A 21592-nucleotide genomic window follows, 5' to 3' on the forward strand; every position below is an offset into this window, starting at 1 on the left:
GCATTAGCGCCCAGTGCTTTGTGCATATGCAAAAATTTTTATCAAAATATACCGTAATACCTGAGCATTAAAACAATGTGCGGTCGCGGATAGCGTCTTATACTGAATGACGTTTTTATCACGCCAGAATACGGCAAAATAATAAATATCATGCTGGTGCGGTGTCTGAATAAATAAAATGATGCTGAAAAAGGCTGCTGAATAAAAAAGGTAAATACGATGAATAACGCGATCTTCCCGAATAAATTTAAAGCGGCTCTCGCGGCGCACCAGATTCAGATTGGCTGCTGGTCCGCGCTGGCAAATCCCATCAGCACCGAAGTGCTGGGCCTGGCCGGTTTCGACTGGCTGGTGCTGGACGGCGAGCATGCGCCGAACGATATCAGCACCTTTATTCCGCAGCTGATGGCGCTTAAAGGCAGCCACAGCGCTCCGGTGGTGCGTGTCCCCACCAACGAACCAGTGATTATCAAGCGTCTGCTGGATATCGGCTTCTACAACTTCCTGATCCCGTTTGTGGAGACGGAAGAGCAAGCGGCGCTGGCCGTTGCGTCAACGCGCTACCCCCCGGAAGGGATCCGCGGCGTCTCCGTTTCACACCGCGCCAATATGTTTGGCACCGTCCCGGACTATTTCGCGCAGTCCAACAGCAACATCACCATTCTGGTTCAGATCGAGAGCCAGCAGGGCGTTGATAACGTCGACGCGATTGCCGCCACAAACGGCGTGGACGGTATCTTCGTCGGTCCAAGCGATCTGGCTGCTGCCTTTGGCCATCTGGGCAACGCCAGCCACCCTGACGTGCAGCGCGCGATCCAGCACATCTTTGCCCGCGCCAAAGTACACGGTAAACCGTGCGGCATTCTGGCGCCGGTTGAGGCTGACGCACGCCGCTATCTGGAGTGGGGAGCCACGTTTGTTGCCGTCGGCAGCGACCTCGGCGTTTTCCGCTCGGCTACGCAGAAATTAGCGGACGCTTTTAAAAAATAACCATCATTGAGGAAACAGATTATGACGCTGAAAGTGGGCTTTATTGGCCTGGGGATCATGGGTAAACCAATGAGTAAGAACCTCATCAAAGCGGGTTACTCACTGGTGGTATCCGATCATAATCCACAGGCCGTGGCTGAGGTGATGGCGGCGGGAGCAGAAATGGCCACCACCGCGAAAGCGATTGCCGAGCAGTGCGATGTCATCATCACCATGCTGCCAAACTCCCCGCATGTTAAAGAGGTTGCGCTGGGTGAAAACGGCATTATTGACGGCGCGAAGCCTGGCCTGGTGCTGATCGATATGAGCTCTATCGCACCGCTTGCAAGCCGTGAAATCAGTGAGGCGCTAAAAGCAAAGGGCGTCGATATGCTGGACGCGCCGGTCAGCGGCGGTGAGCCGAAAGCGATAGACGGCACGCTGTCGGTGATGGTCGGCGGTGATAAAGCCGTTTTCGATAGATACTACGACCTGATGAAAGCGATGGCGGGCTCCGTGGTGCATACCGGGGATATCGGGGCGGGTAACGTGACCAAGCTGGCAAACCAGGTGATTGTGGCGCTGAACATTGCCGCCATGTCCGAAGCGCTGACGCTGGCAACCAAAGCGGGCGTCAATCCGGACCTGGTCTATCAGGCCATTCGCGGTGGTCTGGCGGGCAGTACCGTGCTGGAGGCCAAAGCGCCCATGGTCATGGATCGTAATTTCAAACCCGGTTTCCGCATCGACCTGCATATCAAAGATCTGGCCAACGCGCTGGATACGTCACACGGCGTGGGCGCGCAGCTGCCGTTGACCGCGGCGGTCATGGAGATGATGCAGGCGCTGCGTGCCGATGGCCTGGGCACGGCCGATCACAGTGCAATTGCATGCTACTACGAAAAACTGGCGAAGGTGGAAGTGGCGCGTTAATCACGCCTTGCCCATACCTGAGGGTGACAGCGGCGCGCAAACCCTCTATACTGCGCGCCGAAGCTGACCAGACAGTCGCCGCTTCGTCGTCGTCCCTTTCGGGGGAGACGGGCGGAGGGGAGGAAAGTCCGGGCTCCATAGGGCAGGGTGCCAGGTAACGCCTGGGGGGGAAACCCACGACCAGTGCAACAGAGAGCAAACCGCCGATGGCCCGCGCAAGTGGGATCAGGTAAGGGTGAAAGGGTGCGGTAAGAGCGCACCGCGCGGCTGGTAACAGTCCGTGGCACGGTAAACTCCACCCGGAGCAAGGCCAAATAGGGGTTCACATGGTACGGCCCGTACTGAACCCGGGTAGGCTGCTTGAGCCAGTGAGCGATTGCTGGCCTAGATGAATGACTGTCCACGACAGAACCCGGCTTATCGGTCAGCTTCAACTTCTTAGAGAACCCCGCTTCGGCGGGGTTTTTGCTTTCTGAGTGTTGTAGGCCGGGTAAGCGCAGCGCCACCCGGCAACCACACAAACGACATCAATTCTCATATTTGCGACATTAAGCACATTTCACTGTTTTTCCCTTATCAATTCCAACCCGGCATCTGCATACGATCGACATCACAAAATTTAAATCCAAAAAACCGACGATCTGTAGTATTGATAATTTGTTATTATTGTTAGCTTAATGATCGCAAATCTTTTCTCGTTTGATATGCACATATTGAAATCAAATACATTTCTCCCATGAATGTGTGACGTATTCCACTCTTTTTCTGAAGTCTGAAAATTCACGCCGTAAAAAATTGATAAATTGAAAGAATGTTTCAAACAAATAACGGTTATTTATTGGTCTTTAATTGCCTGAAATATCGTCTTTATTGATTTTTTAAGAACGGTGGAATTAATCCGGGTTATCGCCATAAAATAAATTTATTACCGCTATTTTTGTTGATCAATATCAGCGTTATAGCGTATTTTTATGTTTCTATTTTGTTGATTTATAAGATTTTTAATGGGTTTTTGAGAGGTGGGTTAAAAGGGCTGAAAAGCAAATTGTGAGTAACAGCACATACCCCTTTAAACATTATTGAGTAGAATTCACCCCGTCATAGGGAAATAAGCGCAGAATATTATGAACACTATTATTCTACCGAAAACACAGCACCTCGTGGTATTTCAGGAAGTCATTAAAAGTGGCTCCATAGGTTCTGCAGCAAGGCAGCTGGGCCTGACGCAACCCGCCGTCAGCAAAATTATCAGCGATATTGAGTCCTACTTCGGCGTGGAAGTGATGGTGCGCAAAAACACCGGCGTGAAACTGACCGCCGCGGGCCAGGTTCTGCTCTCGTACTCAGAGTCGATCACCCGCGAAATGAAAAACATGGTGAGCGAAATCAACAGCCTGAGCTTCAGTACCGTTATGGATGTCTCCTTTGGCTACCCGTCACTGATCGGCTTTACCTTCCTGTCCGGGATGATCAAAAAATTTAAGGAAGTGTTCCCGAAAGCGCGCGTCTCAATGTATGAAGCCCAGCTCTCCTCTTTCCTCCCGGCCATTCGCGACGGTCGTCTGGATTTTGCCATCGGTACGCTGAGCGACGAAATGCTGCTGCAGGATCTGCACGTCGAACCGCTGTTTGAGTCCGAGTTTGTGCTGGTTGCCAGCAAAACGCGAACGTGTACCGGCCCGACGACACTGGCATCGCTCACGCATGAGCAATGGGTGATGCCGCAAACCGATATGGGCTACTACAAAGAACTCCTGACTACTCTGCAAGACAACCACATCAGCATCGAAAACATCGTCCAGACCGATTCGGTCGTCACCATTTATAACCTTGTCCTGAATGCCGATTATCTGACGGTGATTCCCCGCGACATGATCGCCCCATTCGGTTCGGATCAATTTATTGTGCTGCCTGTGGAAGATGAATTACCCGTGGCGCGTTATGCCGCCGTGTGGTCTAAAAATTACAGAATTAAAAAATCGGCGTCCGTATTAGTTGAGCTGGCAAAACAATATTCGTCGATGAATGTCGAAAGACGACGATAAATAATAAGTTTCTATTTTAAAAATACCCAGAGCTTAACGCATTAACGCTCTGACACCCTGACTTTGCCTGAAAAGAATGAATTATTATAACGAGGATATTATGCATATTACTTACGATCTCCCTGTAACCATTGAAGATATTCAGGATGCCAGAAAACGCCTGGCAGGCAAGATATATAAAACCGGTATGCCACGCTCGAATTATCTCAGCGAACGTTGTAAGGGCGAAATATTCCTGAAGTTTGAGAACATGCAGCGTACCGGCTCGTTCAAAATTCGTGGCGCGTTTAATAAATTAAGCTCGCTGACCGATGCTGAAAAACGCAAAGGCGTGGTCGCCTGCTCAGCGGGAAACCACGCGCAGGGGGTTTCCCTTTCCTGCGCCATGCTCGGCATCGATGGCAAAGTGGTGATGCCAATCGGCGCACCAAAATCCAAGGTGGCCGCGACGCGCGACTACTCGGCGGAAGTGGTGCTGCACGGTGAGAACTTTAACGACACCATCGCCAAAGTCAGCGAAATCGTCGAGATGGAAGGGCGCATTTTTATCCCGCCTTACGATGACGCCAAAGTGATTGCCGGGCAGGGCACCATCGGCCTGGAAATTCTCGAAGATTTATATGACGTGGATAACGTGATTGTCCCTATCGGCGGCGGCGGTTTAATTGCCGGTATTGCAACGGCGATTAAATCCATCAACCCGACCATTAATATTATCGGCGTACAGTCTGAAAACGTGCACGGAATGGCAGCCTCCTGGCAGGCAGGAGAAATAACCAACCATCGCGTCACCGGCACGTTAGCCGACGGCTGCGACGTCTCTCGCCCGGGCAAATTAACCTTCGAAATCGTTCGTGAACTGGTCGATGACATTGTGCTGGTGAGCGAAGACGATATTCGCAACAGCATGATTGCCCTTATTCAGCGAAATAAAGTGGTGACGGAAGGCGCTGGCGCACTGGCCTGCGCGGCGTTATTAAGCGGCAAACTGGATCACTATATTCAGGGCCGCAAAACCGTCTGCATTATTTCCGGCGGCAATATCGATCTCTCCCGTGTTTCCCAAATTACCGGCTTCGTTGACGCATAAAGGTGACCTATGAGCAACACAGAAAGCATTATCGTTGGCCAGACAAAAACGTCCTCCTGGCGTAAGTCTGATACCACCTGGACGCTTGGCCTGTTTGGTACCGCCATTGGCGCAGGCGTGCTGTTCTTCCCCATTCGCGCAGGCTTTGGCGGATTAATCCCTATCCTGCTGATGCTGGTTCTCGCGTTCCCGATTGCGTTTTACTGCCACCGCGCGCTGGCGCGCCTCTGCCTGTCCGGCAGCAACGTCTCCGGCAACATTACCGAAACGGTGGAAGAGCATTTCGGTAAAACCGGCGGGGTGGTTATCACGTTCCTCTACTTCTTTGCCATTTGCCCGCTGCTGTGGATTTACGGCGTCACCATTACTAACACCTTCATGACCTTCTGGGAAAACCAGCTCCAGCTGCCTGCGCTGAACCGCGGCGTGGTGGCGCTGTTCCTGCTGCTACTGATGGCTTTTGTTATCTGGTTCGGTAAGGACCTGATGGTGAAGGTGATGAGCTTCCTTGTATTCCCGTTTATTGCCAGTTTGGTGCTGATTTCGCTGTCGCTGATCCCTTACTGGAACTCCGCGGTGATCGACCAGGTCAACCTGAGCGATATCGCCTTCACCGGCCATGACGGCATCCTGGTCACGGTGTGGCTGGGGATCTCCATCATGGTCTTCTCCTTCAACTTCTCGCCTATCGTCTCCTCGTTTGTGGTTTCCAAGCGCGAAGAGTACGAGCCGGAGTTCGGTAAAGAATTCACCGAGCAGAAATGTTCCAAAATCATCGGTCGCGCCAGCATGCTGATGGTCGCCGTGGTGATGTTCTTCGCCTTTAGCTGCCTGTTTACGCTCTCTCCGCAGAACATGGCGGATGCCAAAGCGCAGAACATCCCGGTGCTTTCTTACCTGGCGAACCACTTTGCCTCGATGTCCGGTACCAAATCGACGTTTGCGACGGTACTGGAATACGGCGCTTCCATTATTGCTTTAGTCGCTATTTTCAAATCCTTCTTTGGCCACTACCTGGGCACGCTGGAAGGGCTGAATGGCCTGATCCTCAAGTTCGGCTACAAAGGCGATAAGAAGAAGGTCTCTGTCGGCAAACTGAACACCATCAGCATGGTGTTCATCATGGGCTCCACCTGGATTGTGGCGTACGCCAACCCGAATATTCTCGACCTTATCGAAGCCATGGGCGCGCCAATTATCGCCTCTCTGCTGTGCCTGCTGCCGATGTACGCCATCCGCAAAGCGCCAGCCATGGCGAAATATAAGGGCAAACCCGAGAACATCTTCGTCACGGTTGTGGGCCTGCTGACCATTCTGAATATCGTTTACAAACTGTTCTAAACCATTGCTCAGGAAGAGCGGAGTCACATGATGATTGAGTTTCCGGTTGTACTGGTAATTAACTGCGGTTCGTCCTCTGTTAAGTTTTCGGTGCTCGACGCCAGCAGTTGCGACGCCCTGATGACGGGCATTGCTGACGGCATCAACACTGAAAAGGCCTTTATTTCCGTGAACGGGGGTGAGCCAGCCAGACTGGCTCACCAGGACTACGAAGGGGCGCTGGCTGCCATCGCCCTGGAGCTGGAGAAGCGTGACCTGATGAGCAGCGTGGCCTTAATTGGCCACCGCATTGCGCACGGTGGCGACCTCTTCAGCGAGTCGACCCTGATTACGGAAGAGGTGATTGAGCAGATCCGCCAGGTCTCTCCGCTGGCGCCGCTGCACAACTACGCCAACCTGAGCGGCGTGGAAGCCGCAGAGCGTCTGTTCCCGGGCGTGCAGCAGGTCGCGGTATTTGATACCAGCTTCCACCAGACGCTGCCGCCGCAGGCGTATCTGTACGGTTTGCCGTACCGCTATTTTGAAGCCCTGGGCGTGCGCCGCTACGGCTTCCACGGCACCTCTCACCGCTATGTGGCCGCGCAGGCACATTCGCTTCTCGGGCTGTCCCCCGATGACAGCGGCCTGGTGATCGCCCATCTCGGCAACGGGGCGTCCATCTGCGCGGTGCGCAACGGCCAAAGCGTGGATACTTCCATGGGGATGACCCCCCTGGAAGGACTGATGATGGGTACGCGCTGCGGCGACGTGGATTTTGGCGCGATGGCGTGGATTGCTCAGCAGACCGGTCAGTCGTTTGAGGATCTGGAGCGCGTGGTCAACAAAGAGTCCGGGTTGCTGGGGATCTCCGGCATCTCTTCAGACCTGCGGGCGCTGGAGAAAGCCTGGCATGAAGGCAACGAGCGGGCTGTGCTTGCGATCCAGACCTTCGTTCACCGCATTGCGCGACACATTGCCGGGCACGCGGCGTCGCTGCACCGCCTGGATGCGGTGGTCTTTACCGGCGGCATCGGCGAAAACTCAACGCTGATTCGCGCCCTGGTGGCTGAACGCCTGAAGGTGTTTGGCGTCATCCTCGACGACGCCAAAAACTCCCTGCCGGGCAGCGCGGGTGAGCGCGTCATCAGCACCGATTCGTCCCGCGTGGCCTGCGCGGTGATCCCTACCAACGAAGAAAAAATGATCGCGCTGGACGCCCTCCGTCTTGGGAAGGTTACCCCGGCTGCGGCTTACGCCTGATAAAGCGAGAATCACATGAACGTAACAATCGATACGGGCGTCGCCCCCTACAGCGACGCATGGGCCGGGTTTCGCGGTGAAGAATGGAAAAACGCCGTCAACGTGCGCGATTTTATTCAGCATAACTACACCCCTTACGACGGCGATGAAGCTTTCCTCGCGCAGGCGACGCCAGCAACGACGGCGCTGTGGCAGAAGGTGATGGTCGGTATTCGTCAGGAGAATGCCACCCACGCCCCGGTGGATTTTGACACCAACATTGCCACCACCATTACGGCCCACGGGCCGGGCTACATCGATCAGGATCTGGAGACGATCGTCGGCCTGCAAACCGACAAGCCGCTCAAGCGCGCCCTGCATCCGTACGGCGGGATCAACATGATCCGCAGCTCGTTTGAGGCCTACGGGCGGGAGATGGATCCGCAGTTTGAATATCTCTTTACCGAGCTGCGCAAAACCCACAACCAGGGGGTGTTTGACGTCTATTCGCCGGAGATGATGCGCTGCCGCAAATCCGGCGTGCTGACCGGGTTGCCAGACGGCTACGGGCGCGGGCGCATCATCGGCGACTATCGCCGCGTGGCGCTGTACGGGATCGCTTATCTGGTACGCGAGCGTGAACTTCAGTTCGCCGATCTGCAGGGCAGGCTGGAGCGCGGCGAAGATCTGGAGGCGACGATCCGCCTGCGCGAAGAGCTTGCGGAGCACAAGCGCGCGCTGCTGCAGATCCAGCAGATGGCGGCGAACTATGGCTTTGATATCTCACGCCCGGCGATGAATGCCCAGGAAGCGGTGCAGTGGCTCTATTTTGCCTACCTGGCAGCGGTGAAATCCCAGAACGGCGGAGCCATGTCGCTGGGGCGCACGGCCTCGTTCCTCGATATCTACATCGAACGCGACATGCAGGCGGGACGCCTGAATGAGGTGCAGGCCCAGGAGTTGATCGACCACTTCATCATGAAGATCCGCATGGTGCGTTTCCTGCGCACGCCGGAATTCGACACGCTCTTCTCCGGCGATCCGATCTGGGCCACGGAAGTGATCGGCGGCATGGGGCTGGACGGCCGCACGCTGGTGACCAAAAACAGCTTCCGCTATCTGCACACGCTGCACACCATGGGACCCGCGCCGGAGCCGAACCTGACGATCCTCTGGTCAGAACAGCTGCCGATCGCGTTCAAGAAATACGCCGCGCAGGTGTCGATCGTTACTTCGTCGCTGCAGTATGAAAACGACGACCTGATGCGTGCCGACTTCAACAGCGACGACTACGCGATTGCCTGCTGCGTTAGCCCGATGGTGATCGGCAAGCAGATGCAGTTCTTTGGCGCGCGCGCCAACCTCGCCAAAACGCTGCTGTACGCGATCAACGGTGGGGTGGACGAGAAACTGAAGATCCAGGTCGGCCCGAAAACCGAGCCGCTGCTGGACGACGTGCTGGATTACGACACCGTGATGGCGAGCCTCGATCACTTTATGGACTGGCTGGCGGTGCAGTACATCAGCGCGCTGAATCTCATTCACTACATGCATGATAAGTACAGCTACGAAGCCTCGCTGATGGCGCTACACGACCGGGACGTTTACCGCACCATGGCCTGCGGCATTGCCGGGCTGTCGGTAGCGGCGGACTCCCTGTCGGCCATTAAATACGCCACGGTGAAACCGGTGCGCGACCATACCGGTCTGGCGGTCGATTTCGTGATAGAAGGGGACTATCCGCAGTACGGCAACAACGACGATCGCGTGGACAGCATCGCCTGCGATCTGGTGGAGCGCTTTATGAAGAAAATTCAGGCGCTGCCAACCTACCGCAACGCGGTACCGACTCAGTCGATCCTGACCATCACCTCCAACGTGGTTTACGGGCAGAAGACAGGGAACACGCCGGACGGACGACGCGGCGGCACGCCGTTTGCCCCAGGCGCGAACCCAATGCACGGGCGCGACAGAAAAGGGGCGGTGGCCTCGTTAACGTCGGTCGCCAAGCTGCCGTTCACCTATGCCAAAGATGGCATCTCCTACACCTTCTCCATCGTGCCGCAGGCGCTGGGCAAAGATGAGCTGGTGCGCAAAACCAACCTGGTAGGGCTGCTGGACGGGTACTTCCATCACGAAGCGTCTATTGAGGGCGGGCAGCACCTGAACGTTAACGTGATGAACCGGGAGATGCTCCTCGATGCCATTGCGCATCCCGAGAACTACCCGAACCTGACCATCCGCGTCTCGGGCTATGCGGTGCGGTTTAATGCCCTGACGCGCGAGCAGCAGCAGGATGTGATTTCGCGAACGTTTACCCAATCTATCTAAATGTGAGTTCTCATGCCCCCTCAACGCGGGGGGCATTTTTTTGCCCGCTAAACATACAAAATTGTTTATATAATTACTCACACATATTCATCCGCTCTTGAAAAACAATACGCCTGCTTTCCCCTATAACAGAATGTAAGGACAGTAAGATGATGAAAATGACCCGTATTGCGTTGGCCGCCGCCACGCTGGCCGTGTGCAGTTTTACGGCACAGGCCGCTAACGTTGAGGCTGCTCCGTCTCCATCGCAGGATCCGCTGGTTCAGCACCTGAAGCTCAGCAATGAGCAGGTTAAGAAGATTGAAGATCTGCATAAGCAGCTGGAACAAAATGTCAGCAAGATCCCAATGACGGGCGTGAAGGACGGCGCGCTGATCGACATGTTCCAGGCGGGTAAATGGGACGAAAGCACGGTGAAAAGCCAGCTTAGTGCATTCAGCAAAATTGAAGAGCAGACCCGCTATTACCGCGTGAAATATTACTTCGACGTCAGCCAGGTGTTAACGCCGGAACAGCGCAAACAGATTAGAACGGATATGGCTAACGCGCTGGCTGAGTAATCCTGAAATCATTCATTAGAAATGAGACCTCACAGAATCGCTTTAAATAGATTCTGTGAGGAACGATACAGACTTTCATGCTGATGCCCGTTCATTCCATGCATCTGAGAATTGAATGTTCCCGTCGCAATAGGTCCAGGTCGCTTTTTCGTAGCGCAATTAAATAGATTCAAGGTGGCCAGTACCAGGACAGTGACGAGTATCGTTAACAATTGGGGAGATAGAGACAACTTTCACACTGTCCAGCTCAGTTTTAAAATATTCTACCTCCAGACCTGCATCATTAATTCGGTAATATCTAATCTCAACTTTCTTAAGGTTTTGTCCTGTCGCTACCGCCTTATAAAGATAGGGAGATGAGCTATCAATTTCCTTCTCGAAAAGAAAAGGAGCGTGTTTCCTCGTCCCGGTTAATCTTCCGGAGAGTGGATCGGTTGGAATACTCACATTATGGGTTAAACCTCTAATTTCAACACTCCCTTCACGATCCTGAACATCACATGAACCTTTAATGAGTGAGCCACCATCGTCATAGAACCAAATGTGAACAGGTACGGCCATTATAAATACTCCTTCTAAATATCAATCGTGTATCCATTTACCTGCTTTAACCGCTTCGGCAAACATTCTTACCGTCAATGGCTTTGATATTTGCTTAACCGGTTCTTTAGTAAACCATTTCCTGAAAAACCAGGTTTGAGTCCAGGGGAAATAATTTTCAGTGTTAACGTCGATAAGGTACTCTTTTTCAAATCTCTCAATGGCATATACAACATCATCCAGATCGGTGTAATCCTGTAGAACATCATCCATCTCAAGTGGGATTCGCTTGCCAGTAAATGTTCCTTGTTCTGGTAAAATATCTCTGAAGAATTTCAAAACATCCGTTTCACTAGTCATATTCACCAAATCCGATCTTTAGAATGAGCAATTGTATTATAGCGTGAGAGCGTTTTGTAACTTATCATTGCAACATCTGCAGTAAGTATGGTTATTCCTAATGCCGGTATCCATCTACCGATGAATGCACCTAAGTTTTTTGTATACATTGGTTTTCGGTATCTGAAGCTTGCAAGTGTAATTGTAGGTAGTCGGTGTGGTAGCGGTACATTCAGTAGATCTCGCAGGTATTTAGATGCTACAGATGTGCCTATTGTAGCCGTTTCTGGCTTTGTTCTGGTTTCAAGTATCGGTAAACCAAGAACCATAGTGGCCATCATTACGACATCCTTTAATCCGCCGAACTGTTCATCGGTGGCATCCAGAAAAATCCAAAAAAATAACTCAGATGCTGAGATGTTACATACTCCTTTATAAAAGTATGTTCCATTGAGTTCTTCAACGCTGTCCATAGTAACCGTAATCATCCGGTGGTTTGTTGAAATATCATCCTATAAAAAAGAAAAGGCGGAGAGTAGGGCTTTCATCTTTATAAATTCTGAAATATTCTCGTTTTAATGATGATATGATTTTTTGAACTGCATCACTTTTGGAAAATGTTATCTGTTTTTTATGGTTTAATAGAATTTCTTACTCTTAATGCGGAAAACTCTCATAAAAGTTGTGACTTTTTTCTCCCTCGCTCCGGTTAAGATTTTCTCACACCAATAACAAGCACCTGCTGCCATCTGAATCGCAATCGCTGGCGATCGGAACCCTATAAAAACAACTGTTTACCCTACAAAATAAGCGAGTGCCCCATGGATACGGCAACAAACAGCAGTGTCATTGTGAATGATTCCCCCGCGGCAAGGCGGGCGGGAATGAGTGAAAGCGAGTGGCGAGAGGCGATTAAATTCGACGGCACCGACACGGGTTGGGTCATCATGAGTATTGGGATGGCTATCGGCGCGGGGATTGTTTTTCTCCCCGTGCAGGTCGGATTAATGGGGCTGTGGGTATTTTTGCTCTCCTCCATTATTGGTTATCCCGCCATGTATTTATTCCAGCGGTTGTTTATTAACACGCTGGCGGAATCCCCGGAATGTAAAGACTACCCGAGCGTGATTAGCGGGTATTTGGGCAAAAACTGGGGCATTTTATTAGGTGCGCTCTATTTCGTCATGCTGGTGATCTGGATGTTTGTCTATTCCACGGCCATTACCAACGACAGCGCCTCGTATTTGCACACCTTCGGCGTGACCGACGGTTTGCTCTCGGAAAATCCGTTCTACGGTTTATTTCTGATTTGCATTCTGGTCGCGATTTCTTCACGCGGTGAAAAGCTGCTGTTTAAAGTGTCCAGCCTGATGGTGCTTACCAAGCTGTTTGTCGTTGCGGCGCTGGGGCTGTCAATGATTGGCCTCTGGCATTTAGCCAACGTGGGCATGCTGCCGCCGCTGGGGCTGCTGATTAAAAACGCCATCATTACGCTGCCCTTTACCTTAACCTCCATTCTCTTTATTCAGACCCTGAGCCCGATGGTGATCTCGTACCGTTCACGTGAAAAATCGGTGGAGGTGGCGCGTCATAAGGCACTGCGGGCGATGAACATTGCCTTTGGCATCCTTTTTGTGACGGTCTTCTTCTACGCCGTCTCCTTCACTCTGGCGATGGGGCACGATGAGGCGGTCAAAGCCTACGAGCAGAATATCTCTGCCCTGGCGATTGCTGCGCAGTTTATCAGCGGCGACGGCGCGGGCTGGGTCAAAATCGTCAGCGTGATCCTCAATATCTTCGCCGTGATGACCGCGTTCTTCGGCGTCTACCTCGGCTTCCGCGAGGCTACGCAGGGTATCGTCATGAACATCCTGCGCCGCAAAATGCCGGCAGAAAGAATCAATGAAAACGCCGTCCAGCGCGGCATTATGCTGTTCGCCATTCTGCTGGCCTGGAGCGCGATAGTCCTGAACGCGCCGGTGTTGAGCTTCACCTCCATTTGCAGCCCCATCTTCGGCATGGTGGGCTGTCTGATCCCGGCATGGCTGGTCTACAAGGTACCGGCGCTGCATAAATATAAAGGCGTATCGCTGGTGATAATCATCATCACCGGACTGCTGCTTTGTGTTTCCCCTTTCCTCGCATTCTCCTGAGGGTAATTAAGGTCGTAACGATGTCTGAGCAAACTCATCCTTTATGGAATCAATTTATTCGCGCGGTGCAGGAAGAAGTGAAGCCTGCCCTTGGGTGTACCGAACCCGTCTCTCTGGCACTGGCCTGTGCGATTGCCGCAGACTTTCTGCCGGGGGAGGTCACACGGATTGAGGCGTGGGTCTCGCCGAACCTGATGAAAAACGGACTGGGCGTGACGGTGCCGGGTACCGGCATGGTCGGGTTACCGATTGCGGCGGCGCTGGGCGCAATTGGCGGTAACGCGCACGCCGGACTGGAGGTGTTGAAAGATGCCACCGCCGATGCACTGGTCCGCGCCAAAGCCCTGCTTGAGGCTGGGAAAGTGCAGGTAAAACTGCAGCAGCCCTGTGATGAGATCCTCTATTCCCGGGCCTGCGTTTATGCCGGGGATATCTCGGCGATGGTGACCATCGCGGGCGGGCATACCCGGGTGGTGGAAGTGGTTTGCCAGGGGGAAACGCGCTTTACGCTGGATAAGCCCGTGACCGAGGCGGATGACGACCCGCTGGCGGTACTGTCGCACGCTACGCTGTCGCAGATCCTGGGATTTGTCGAGCAGGTGCCATTTGAGGCCATCCGCTTCATCCTGGAAGCAGGACAACTGAACGATGCGCTCTCTCGCGAAGGGCTCAGTGGGAAGTGGGGGCTGCATATTGGCGCAACGCTTGATAAGCAGCGCTCGCGCGGATGGCTGGCGCAGGATCTGGGTTCAGACATTGTTATTCGCACCAGTGCCGCCTCGGATGCCCGGATGGGGGGCGCAACGCTGCCGGCGATGAGCAATTCGGGCTCCGGTAATCAGGGGATCACCGCCACCATGCCCGTCGTTGTTGTGGCTGAGCATCTTCAGGCCGGTGACGAACGGCTGGCGCGGGCGCTGATGCTGTCGCATCTGTCGGCGATCTATATCCATTATCAGCTTCCACGCCTGTCCGCACTGTGTGCGGCGACAACGGCGGCGATGGGCGCTGCGGCGGGAATGGCGTGGCTGATGGGTGGCCGTTACCAGACCATCGCGATGGCGATCGGCAGTATGATCGGCGACGTCAGCGGGATGATTTGCGACGGCGCGTCAAACAGCTGCGCCATGAAGGTCTCTACCAGCGTCAGTAGCGCCTGGAAAGCGGTGATGATGGCGCTGGATGAGTCGGGCGTAACGGGCAACGAGGGGATTGTCGCGCACGATGTGGAGCAGTCGATCGCGAACCTGTGCGCGCTGGCGTGCCGCTCGATGCAGGCAACGGACCGGCAGATTATTGAGATTATGGCGAGTAAGGTGTCGTGATTTAATCCCACCCGTTACCCCTCACCCTAACCCTCTCCCACTGGGAGAGGGAACCGATCGAGCGATGGGGCGTGTTTATCTTAAACCGGCAAATCAATCAGCAGCGCGCGCAGTGGCGTATCCGCCACCAGGGTGATATTCGCTTCATCACGAATAAACGCCCCGTCGCCACAGGTGAGGGCTTCTTTCTCTTCCGTGTGCGTCACCGCATGCACCGTACCGTGAATGGACTGCAGATAGGCGCGCGGACCATGAAGCTGGAAGCTTGCCTGTTCACCTTTTTTCAGCTCGATATGATGCAGCCACACCTGCTGACGCAACTGCAGGCTCCCTTTGCTGCCATCCGGCGATGCAATCAACTGCTGCTTATCGCCCATTAAATCTAACTTCTGTACCAGCGGATTTTCACGCTCAGGGCAGGCGTCGAGCCACAGCTGCATGCGCGTCAGCGTTTTGTCTTTGCTGAGGTTATGCTCGCTGTAGCTGATGCCCGGCTGCGTGGAAATTAACAACGCTTCGCCAGCCTTTGCCTGGACATGATTGCCCTCGCTATCGCGGTATTCTGCCTCGCCTTCCAGGATCAGGTTCAGGATATCGACTTTCGGGTACATACGCGGCTGGAAGGAGGCACCCGGGGCGAGCACTTCCTGGTTCAACACGCGCAGTGAAGCGTAACCGAGGAGTTTAGGGTCAAAGTAGTGTCCAAAGGAAAAGGTGTAGCGGGCCTGCAGCCAACCGAAATCGGCTTGTCCGCACTGTTTAGCTGTTCTTGTCGTAATCATAAACTTGACCTCTCTTTACACTAAAACAATGGTAAAGGTATGGACGCTTCATTGTTAGCCAGATATTCTGCCTGGTATGTTCAAATTTCCTGAATGAGAACGAGATGGCTAAAGAGAGAGCATTGACGCTTGAGGCGCTTCGCGTCATGGACGCGATTGACCGGCGCGGCAGTTTTGCGGCGGCGGCCGATGAACTGGGGCGCGTTCCGTCTGCGCTGAGCTACACCATGCAGAAGCTGGAAGAAGAGCTGGACGTGGTGCTTTTTGACCGCTCCGGTCATCGAACAAAATTCACCAACGTGGGCCGAATGCTGCTGGAGCGCGGCCGCGTGCTGCTGGAAGCGGCGGATAAGCTGACGACAGACGCCGAAGCGCTCGCGCGCGGCTGGGAAACGCATCTGACGTTAGTTACCGAAGCGCTGGTCCCGACCGAAGCGCTGTTCCCGCTGGTGGATCGCCTGGCGGCGAAGGCCAATACGCAGCTGTCCATCATCACCGAGGTGCTGGCAGGGGCGTGGGAACGTCTGGAGACGGGCAGGGCGGATATCGTTATTGCACCGGACATGCACTTCCGCTCATCGTCAGAAATCAACTCGCGCAAGCTCTACAGCGTCATGAACGTCTACGTTGCCGCCCCCAACCACCCGATTCACCAGGAGCCGGAGCCGCTCTCTGAAGTCACACGCGTGAAGTATCGCGGCGTGGCGGTCGCGGATACCGCGCGCGAGCGTCCGGTGCTGACGGTGCAGCTGCTGGATAAACAGCCTCGTCTGACGGTGACCTCACTGGAAGACAAACGGCAGGCGCTGCTGGCCGGTCTGGGCGTGGCGACGATGCCGTACCCGTTTGTGGAAAAAGATATTGCGGAAGGGCGGCTGCGGGTCGTGAGTCCGGAGTACACCAGCGAAGTGGATATCATTATGGCGTGGCGTCGCGACAGCATGGGTGAAGCCAAATCGTGGTGCCTGCGTGAAATTCCAAAGCTGTTTGCGCACCACAACAAATAAGCGTGTAGGCCCGGTAAGCGAAGCGCCACCGGGCATTTTTTATGCGCCGATCTTAGGATCCGGACCAAAGCGGTTTTCGCCCGGCGTCCCACTCTGACAGTTGAAGATCAAAATCACGATCCAGCCCACGATCGGAATCAGCAGCAGCAGTAACCACCACGCCGAACGATCGGTATCGTGCAGCCGACGGAACAGTACCGCCCATGATGGCAGCAGGACTAACAGGCCATAGATGGTGGTCAGTACGCCTTCACCGCCAGCCCGCTCCCAGCCGAGAATTTTATCCACGATGCCCAGCACCATAATCAGGACGAAGTTCACCAGAACGAACATCCAGTACTCTTTGCGGCGGGCGCGGCCACCAAATCCAATGTAGTTGCGCAGTACTTTTAAATACCAGTCCATTTTCCTTGCCTCATTAGTCAGTCAATCACTTGTTTTCTAAGCGATCGAGGTAAGGATAGATGGAGATTGTGAATTAAAAAAGGGCATCTGGTGATGCCCTTACTATTTATCCAAAACGGACGTCGCGCCCGTGCGGTTCATCCAGGTCCTGCCAAGGGCCGATGGAGATAATGCCCGTCGGGTTGATGGTCTTGTGGCTGCGGAAATAGTGGGTGCGAATATGGTCGAAGTCGACCGTCTCCGCGATGCCCGGCATCTGGTAGATGTCGCGCAGGAAACCATACAGGTTCAGGTAGTCGCTGATGCGGTGTTTATCGCACTTAAAGTGGGTGACATAGACCGGATCAAAGCGAACCAGCGTGGTCCACAGGCGAATGTCTGCTTCCGTCAGGCGATCGCCCGTCAGGTAGCGATGCTGGCCCAGGATCTGTTCCAGGCGTTCCAGTGATTCAAACACCTTCCCGACCGCTTCGTCATACGCTTCCTGGCTGGTGGCGAAACCGGCCTTATAGACACCGTTGTTGACGTTGTCGTAAATCCAGCTGTTCAGCTCATCAATCTTATCGCGCAGTTCAACCGGGTAGTAATCCCCGGCGCGGGCACCGTGGGCATCAAATGCGGTATTGAACATGCGGATGATTTCCGCAGACTCATTGCTGACAATCGTCTGGTTTTTCTTGTCCCACAGCACCGGCACGGTCACGCGACCGGTGTAATGCGGATCGGCGCGCAGATAGAGCTGGTACAGGAAATCGTGGTGATACAGTTCGTCGCCGGTTGCCGCAGGGAAATCACTGTCAAACGTCCAGCCATTTTCCAGCATCAGCGGGTTGACGACGGAAACCGGAATGAAGGATTCGAGACCTTTCAGCTTGCGCACGATCAGCGTGCGGTGGGCCCACGGGCAGGCGAGGGAAACATAAAGATGATAACGATCTTTCTCAGCCGCGAAGCCGCCTTCGCCGCTTGGGCCTGGTGCACCGTCGGCGGTCAGCCAGTTACGGAAGGCCGAAACAGAGCGCTTAAAGCGACCTCCGGTGGATTTGGTGTCATACCAGACATCCTGCCAGACGCCGTCTACGAGTTGTCCCATTTTTTCTCCTCCGTCAGATAGCAAAAGCGAGGAGATGTCTCCTCGCTTTGTGTTTATTCAGTATAGCGTGCTTACCATTTCTTATTCAGAAGACGGTCGATGCTGTATGCGCCCGGGCCAGTAACGGCCAGCAGCAGGAAGCCACCCGCGATGGTCAGGTTTTTCATGAACATCAGAGAGTTCACGCCTTCCGCAAAGTTGCTGTGGAAGATGAACGCTGTCAGCACGGTGAAGCCTGCAGTAAACAGCGCGGTGGTGCGGGTCAGGAAGCCGAACAGGACTGCCAGGCCGCCGCCGAACTCAAGAAGAATGGTCAGTGGCAACAGGAACCCCGGAACGCCCATGGCTTCCATATACTGCTGGGTACCTGCATAACCGGTGATTTTTCCCCAACCTGCCACGATGAACAGAATTGGCATCAGAATACGCGCTACCAGTACACCAACATCTTCTAATTTTTTCATTTTACTCTCCAGGAAACCACATCAGCGGCTGAACGTTATTTGTCTGCAATTCCGGGTAGATACCGCGTCGTTGCTGTCGATGGAGAGCATCATAAACGTGACGGTGGGCGATTGTTAGCAAGGAAAACTGTCAATCTCCTTCAAAGATATTGAGTAAGGGAGGGGGAGAGGATTTTTCCGGGAGGCGCTGCGCTTACCCGGCCTACGCGTGCAAGTAGGCCGGGTAAGGCGTAGCCGCCACCCGGCGAGAAGGCTACCGCAACTGCTGCTGACGAATCGTGGCTTTCACCAGACGCCAGGCGCTCCAGGCACCAAATCCACGGCGCGCCCAGCGGATCAGCATATTTGGATGACGAACCGTCCAGATAGCCATCACGCTGCTGCCGACCAGCGCCCATGAACGCAGGCTCAGGAAGGTGTTCCAGCCCCGGTCAAACCGTCGCGTCGCGTCAATCCAGTCGCGGCGGCTCGCCGACAGATCCAGCCGTTGCTGCTGGATCTGGCTTAGCAGGTACGCTTTTCGCTTTTGACGTTCGGCTTTACCGCTCACGGCTTGTCATCCTCCAGCAGGGCGCGATCGTTAGCCAGCTCCTGACGCGTATGGCGCAGGAACGTGGATTTACGCGCTTTACGCAGCGTCCAGATACCGCCAATCAACGCGGCGACCAGCAGAACGACGGTGGTGGCAATCATCGCGTTAAGACGATACTGCGGGTCAATGGCCCAGATGATTAACACCATCAGGCTCATCAGACCAAACGCGGCGAAGAGCATGGTCAGTCCGAGCATCAGCAGCATCTGGAAGAGGTTGGCTTTCTCCTCTTCCAGCTCGACCACTGCCAGCCGGACGCGCGTTTCGGCAATCCCGACCAGCGTCGTTAAAATACGCTGGCCGATGCCGAGGACGTTGTTAGCAGGCCCTTGTGCGTGACGAGGATCTTCCATATCAACGACGCGTCAGCAGGACACCCAGTACCACACCGACTGCGGCACCAATCCCTACGCCCGTCCATGGATTATCACGCACGTATTCGTCCGCACGCGCGGCCGCTTCGCGGGTCTGTTTTGCCAGTGCATCACCGGTTTCACCCAGGCGATAGCGGCTCTCCTTGAGCGCCTGCTCCGCCTTGCTGCGCAGCTTGCTGACCTCTTCTTTTGACTTGTCAGCAGAGGAGTTCAGCACCTCTTCAAGGGTATCGGCCAGGGATTTCAGTTCAGCGCGCAGATGTTCAGACGTCGTATCTTTTGACATGATTCTCTCCTGTTGAGATTTCCGTTAACTCAATAATCGCGAGCTTCCAGCGCTTTCAGGTCGTCCTGCGCTTCTTTCAACTTCTTCTCGCGCTTAGCAATTTTTTCCGCATCCCCTTTCTCTTTCGCTTCCTGCAGGTCGCGACGGCGCTCGGCTATCTCGTCCTTCTGTTCAGCGATTTTCTTCTGGTGGTCGGCACGAAGCTTGCTGTCTGAACAGTTCGCTTTCACTTCGCTCAGCGCTTTTTTGAGACCATCAACACGGTGCTGATTGTTATGCTTTTCGGCATAACCGATCTCACGCTGAATATCCTGTTCTTTCTCCTGACAGAGAGAATTGGCGAAGGATGCTGTGCTTAAAGAAAAAAGGGCCAGAGCCAGAGTCATGCGGAATTTCATTATCGAAACCTTCCATTGTGTTGCGGCGTAAGCCGCTATCCAAAGTTATGCGGAGTACAGTCGAGGGGTGCTCCGCGTACTTAAGCATAGTAAGTAAACGGGGGATTCACCAAAGTGAGTGAAAAGATTCGGAATCCTGGTAATTATCCAAATCGATGCGACGTATCGCGAATCAGCGACAGCCAGGCTGCTGGCTGGCTGTCATCTTCCTGCTGAGCAATGATATACCCCTGCGGCAGCGTACGGTCGAGAACCACTTTTGCGGCGGCACTTTGCGCACGGGAATCAAACTTGATCAGTAAAACATCGTCCTGCGGGGTGATGCTCTTAAAACGTATCCCGTTCGCATCCAGATGATGCCAGACAGAAAAACCGTCAGGCACGCTGGCACCCTGGTTCACCGGGCGTATGGCCAGCGTGGATTCCTGGTGCGAAAGCGCGCTCCATACCAGCAGTATGGCGCTGAGCACCACCAGCGTCATCACGGCACAGGCAAAACGGCGCAGGGCGAGCGGTGAGATAGCCATCGTTAGCCTCTGGCTCCGTATTTCTTTTTCCACAGCACGACCAGAGAGCCGATCAGGCCGAAGACCAGCAGCACAACGGGCAGCAGCATCAGGCAGGACATCAGCTGATCTTCATATTTCATAAAGACCGGCGTTTTACCCAGGGCATAGCCGAGCGTCGTCAGAATAAGCACCCATAACAGACCGCTCATCCAGTTAAAGAACTGGAAGCGCGCGCTGCTCAGCCCCGACAGACCGGCAATGGTCGGCAACAGGGTACGTACAAACGCGATAAAGCGGCCAATCAGCAGCGCGGAAAGCCCGTGCTTATGGAAAAGGTGGTGCGCCCGCTGATGATAATGTGCAGGCAGGTGCGAGAGCCAGTTCTGGACGATCCGGGTATTGCCCAGCCATCTTCCCTGGATGTAACTCACCCAGCAGCCGAGGCTGGCCGCGACGGTCAGTAATAAAATGGTGTGCGGAAACGCCATCGCCCCTTTGGCACACAGCACGCCGACGAGCACCAGCAAACTGTCACCAGGCAGGAAGGCTGCAGGCAGCAAACCGTTCTCAAGGAACAGGATCATAAACAAGACGAAATAGAGCATGCCAATCATGGAAGGGTTGGCCAGCGTTTCAAAGTCCTGCGCCCAGAGGGCATGCAGTAGTTGGGTCAAAAGTTCCATTCAGTGTTCCTGGAAATCGGTTAACGTCACGCCTGTTATCCGGGGCAAACAGCACGGCGATATTGTTGTGATTTCATTATGGTCGCTCGCGGACACATTGCGGTGTGGCCAACACGGTTCCCTGTTAATTGGCTGGTTAGCAAGCACTAACTTAC

General features: G+C 54.2%; 23 protein-coding genes, 1 other RNA gene and 1 pseudogene. 12 read left to right on the top strand and 13 right to left on the bottom strand.

Going from position 1 to position 21592, the window contains the following annotated elements; all coding sequences use genetic code 11:
* The first annotated feature begins 219 nt into the window (after positions 1–219).
* The 9 genes from garL to F3J31_RS12080 all read left to right on the top strand — a co-directional run bounded on the left by garL (position 220) and on the right by F3J31_RS12080 (position 10487).
* Positions 220–990: a 2-dehydro-3-deoxyglucarate aldolase gene (gene garL / locus F3J31_RS12040; RefSeq protein WP_045910075.1), complete on the top strand. Its 771-nt coding sequence runs from the start codon at positions 220–222 to the stop codon at positions 988–990.
* Positions 991–1011: 21 nt separating this feature from the next.
* Positions 1012–1902, top strand: a complete 891-nt coding sequence (garR, locus tag F3J31_RS12045) for a 2-hydroxy-3-oxopropionate reductase (RefSeq protein WP_167213293.1) — start codon at positions 1012–1014, stop codon at positions 1900–1902.
* Positions 1903–1961: 59 nt separating this feature from the next.
* Positions 1962–2338, top strand: an RNA gene (gene rnpB / locus F3J31_RS12050) — RNase P RNA component class A.
* Between the two features lie 688 nt (positions 2339–3026).
* A complete protein-coding gene (tdcA, locus tag F3J31_RS12055; protein ID WP_045910073.1) occupies positions 3027–3947 on the top strand; it encodes a transcriptional regulator TdcA in 921 nt (306 codons plus the stop codon).
* 100 nt (positions 3948–4047) lie between these two features.
* The gene (gene tdcB / locus F3J31_RS12060) at positions 4048–5037 is read left to right on the top strand and encodes a bifunctional threonine ammonia-lyase/L-serine ammonia-lyase TdcB (RefSeq protein ID WP_167213297.1); all 990 of its coding nucleotides are present in this window, start codon (positions 4048–4050) and stop codon (positions 5035–5037) included.
* A 9-nt stretch (positions 5038–5046) separates the two neighbouring features.
* Positions 5047–6378, top strand: coding sequence for a threonine/serine transporter TdcC (gene tdcC, locus F3J31_RS12065; protein WP_045415282.1), 1332 nt, complete (start codon positions 5047–5049; stop codon positions 6376–6378).
* Between the two features lie 30 nt (positions 6379–6408).
* Complete coding sequence (tdcD, locus tag F3J31_RS12070; protein ID WP_167213868.1) at positions 6409–7617, top strand: propionate kinase; 1209 nt, start codon at positions 6409–6411, stop codon at positions 7615–7617.
* A gap of 15 nt (positions 7618–7632) precedes the next feature.
* Complete coding sequence (gene pflB, locus F3J31_RS12075) at positions 7633–9927, top strand: formate C-acetyltransferase (RefSeq protein WP_167213300.1); 2295 nt, start codon at positions 7633–7635, stop codon at positions 9925–9927.
* Between the two features lie 149 nt (positions 9928–10076).
* Positions 10077–10487, top strand: a complete 411-nt coding sequence (locus F3J31_RS12080) for a hypothetical protein (protein ID WP_167213303.1) — start codon at positions 10077–10079, stop codon at positions 10485–10487.
* 75 nt (positions 10488–10562) lie between these two features.
* Here the strand turns inward: F3J31_RS12080 and tssD are convergent.
* The 3 genes and pseudogenes from tssD to F3J31_RS12095 form a co-directional block, all read right to left on the bottom strand.
* Positions 10563–11048: pseudogene (gene tssD, locus F3J31_RS12085) on the bottom strand (type VI secretion system tube protein TssD).
* A gap of 21 nt (positions 11049–11069) precedes the next feature.
* A complete protein-coding gene (locus F3J31_RS12090; RefSeq protein ID WP_167213870.1) occupies positions 11070–11387 on the bottom strand; it encodes a DUF1493 family protein in 318 nt (105 codons plus the stop codon).
* A 2-nt stretch (positions 11388–11389) separates the two neighbouring features.
* Complete coding sequence (locus F3J31_RS12095; protein ID WP_167213305.1) at positions 11390–11839, bottom strand: STM2901 family protein; 450 nt, start codon at positions 11837–11839, stop codon at positions 11390–11392.
* Positions 11840–12187: 348 nt separating this feature from the next.
* On the opposite strand from F3J31_RS12095, the gene F3J31_RS12100 reads away from it, so the two are divergent.
* Both F3J31_RS12100 and F3J31_RS12105 read left to right on the top strand, forming a co-directional pair.
* The gene (locus F3J31_RS12100) at positions 12188–13519 is read left to right on the top strand and encodes an amino acid permease (RefSeq protein WP_167213308.1); all 1332 of its coding nucleotides are present in this window, start codon (positions 12188–12190) and stop codon (positions 13517–13519) included.
* Between the two features lie 20 nt (positions 13520–13539).
* Positions 13540–14844 carry a serine dehydratase subunit alpha family protein gene (locus tag F3J31_RS12105; RefSeq protein ID WP_167213311.1) on the top strand — a complete coding sequence of 435 codons (1305 nt, stop codon included), beginning with the start codon at positions 13540–13542 and terminating at the stop codon, positions 14842–14844.
* 80 nt (positions 14845–14924) lie between these two features.
* On the opposite strand, the gene F3J31_RS12110 is transcribed toward F3J31_RS12105, so the two are convergent.
* Positions 14925–15626, bottom strand: a complete 702-nt coding sequence (locus F3J31_RS12110; RefSeq protein ID WP_167213314.1) for a pirin family protein — start codon at positions 15624–15626, stop codon at positions 14925–14927.
* A gap of 104 nt (positions 15627–15730) precedes the next feature.
* On the opposite strand from F3J31_RS12110, the gene yhaJ reads away from it, so the two are divergent.
* Entirely contained in the window at positions 15731–16633 is a 903-nt protein-coding gene (gene yhaJ / locus F3J31_RS12115) for a DNA-binding transcriptional regulator YhaJ (RefSeq protein WP_008503135.1), read from the top strand.
* A 39-nt stretch (positions 16634–16672) separates the two neighbouring features.
* On the opposite strand, the gene F3J31_RS12120 is transcribed toward yhaJ, so the two are convergent.
* The 9 genes from F3J31_RS12120 to yqjA form a co-directional block, all read right to left on the bottom strand.
* Complete coding sequence (locus F3J31_RS12120; protein WP_023615581.1) at positions 16673–17038, bottom strand: DUF805 domain-containing protein; 366 nt, start codon at positions 17036–17038, stop codon at positions 16673–16675.
* A gap of 106 nt (positions 17039–17144) precedes the next feature.
* The gene (locus F3J31_RS12125; RefSeq protein WP_045910067.1) at positions 17145–18131 is read right to left on the bottom strand and encodes a glutathione S-transferase family protein; all 987 of its coding nucleotides are present in this window, start codon (positions 18129–18131) and stop codon (positions 17145–17147) included.
* A 71-nt stretch (positions 18132–18202) separates the two neighbouring features.
* The gene (locus tag F3J31_RS12130) at positions 18203–18595 is read right to left on the bottom strand and encodes a DoxX family protein (RefSeq protein WP_014885331.1); all 393 of its coding nucleotides are present in this window, start codon (positions 18593–18595) and stop codon (positions 18203–18205) included.
* Between the two features lie 253 nt (positions 18596–18848).
* A complete protein-coding gene (locus F3J31_RS12135; RefSeq protein ID WP_008503139.1) occupies positions 18849–19145 on the bottom strand; it encodes a YqjK-like family protein in 297 nt (98 codons plus the stop codon).
* Positions 19142–19540 (bottom strand): phage holin family protein, encoded by a 399-nt coding sequence (locus tag F3J31_RS12140; protein ID WP_014885329.1) that lies wholly within the window; start codon positions 19538–19540, stop codon positions 19142–19144. Before F3J31_RS12140 ends, F3J31_RS12135 begins: the two co-directional genes overlap by 4 nt.
* A 1-nt stretch (position 19541) precedes the next feature.
* On the bottom strand, positions 19542–19847 hold the full coding sequence (locus F3J31_RS12145) for a YqjD family protein (protein WP_008503141.1): 306 nt from the start codon (positions 19845–19847) through the stop codon (positions 19542–19544).
* Positions 19848–19876: 29 nt separating this feature from the next.
* Positions 19877–20245 (bottom strand): DUF1090 domain-containing protein, encoded by a 369-nt coding sequence (locus F3J31_RS12150; RefSeq protein WP_008503142.1) that lies wholly within the window; start codon positions 20243–20245, stop codon positions 19877–19879.
* Between the two features lie 143 nt (positions 20246–20388).
* Positions 20389–20772, bottom strand: a complete 384-nt coding sequence (gene mzrA / locus F3J31_RS12155; protein ID WP_167213317.1) for an EnvZ/OmpR regulon moderator MzrA — start codon at positions 20770–20772, stop codon at positions 20389–20391.
* A gap of 2 nt (positions 20773–20774) precedes the next feature.
* Positions 20775–21437, bottom strand: a complete 663-nt coding sequence (gene yqjA, locus F3J31_RS12160; protein WP_023309289.1) for a DedA family general envelope maintenance protein YqjA — start codon at positions 21435–21437, stop codon at positions 20775–20777.
* Between the last annotated feature and the right edge of the window lie 155 nt (positions 21438–21592).

It is taken from the genome of Enterobacter sp. Acro-832 (assembly GCF_011752745.1).
Classification (GTDB): Bacteria; Pseudomonadota; Gammaproteobacteria; order Enterobacterales; family Enterobacteriaceae; genus Enterobacter; species Enterobacter quasiroggenkampii.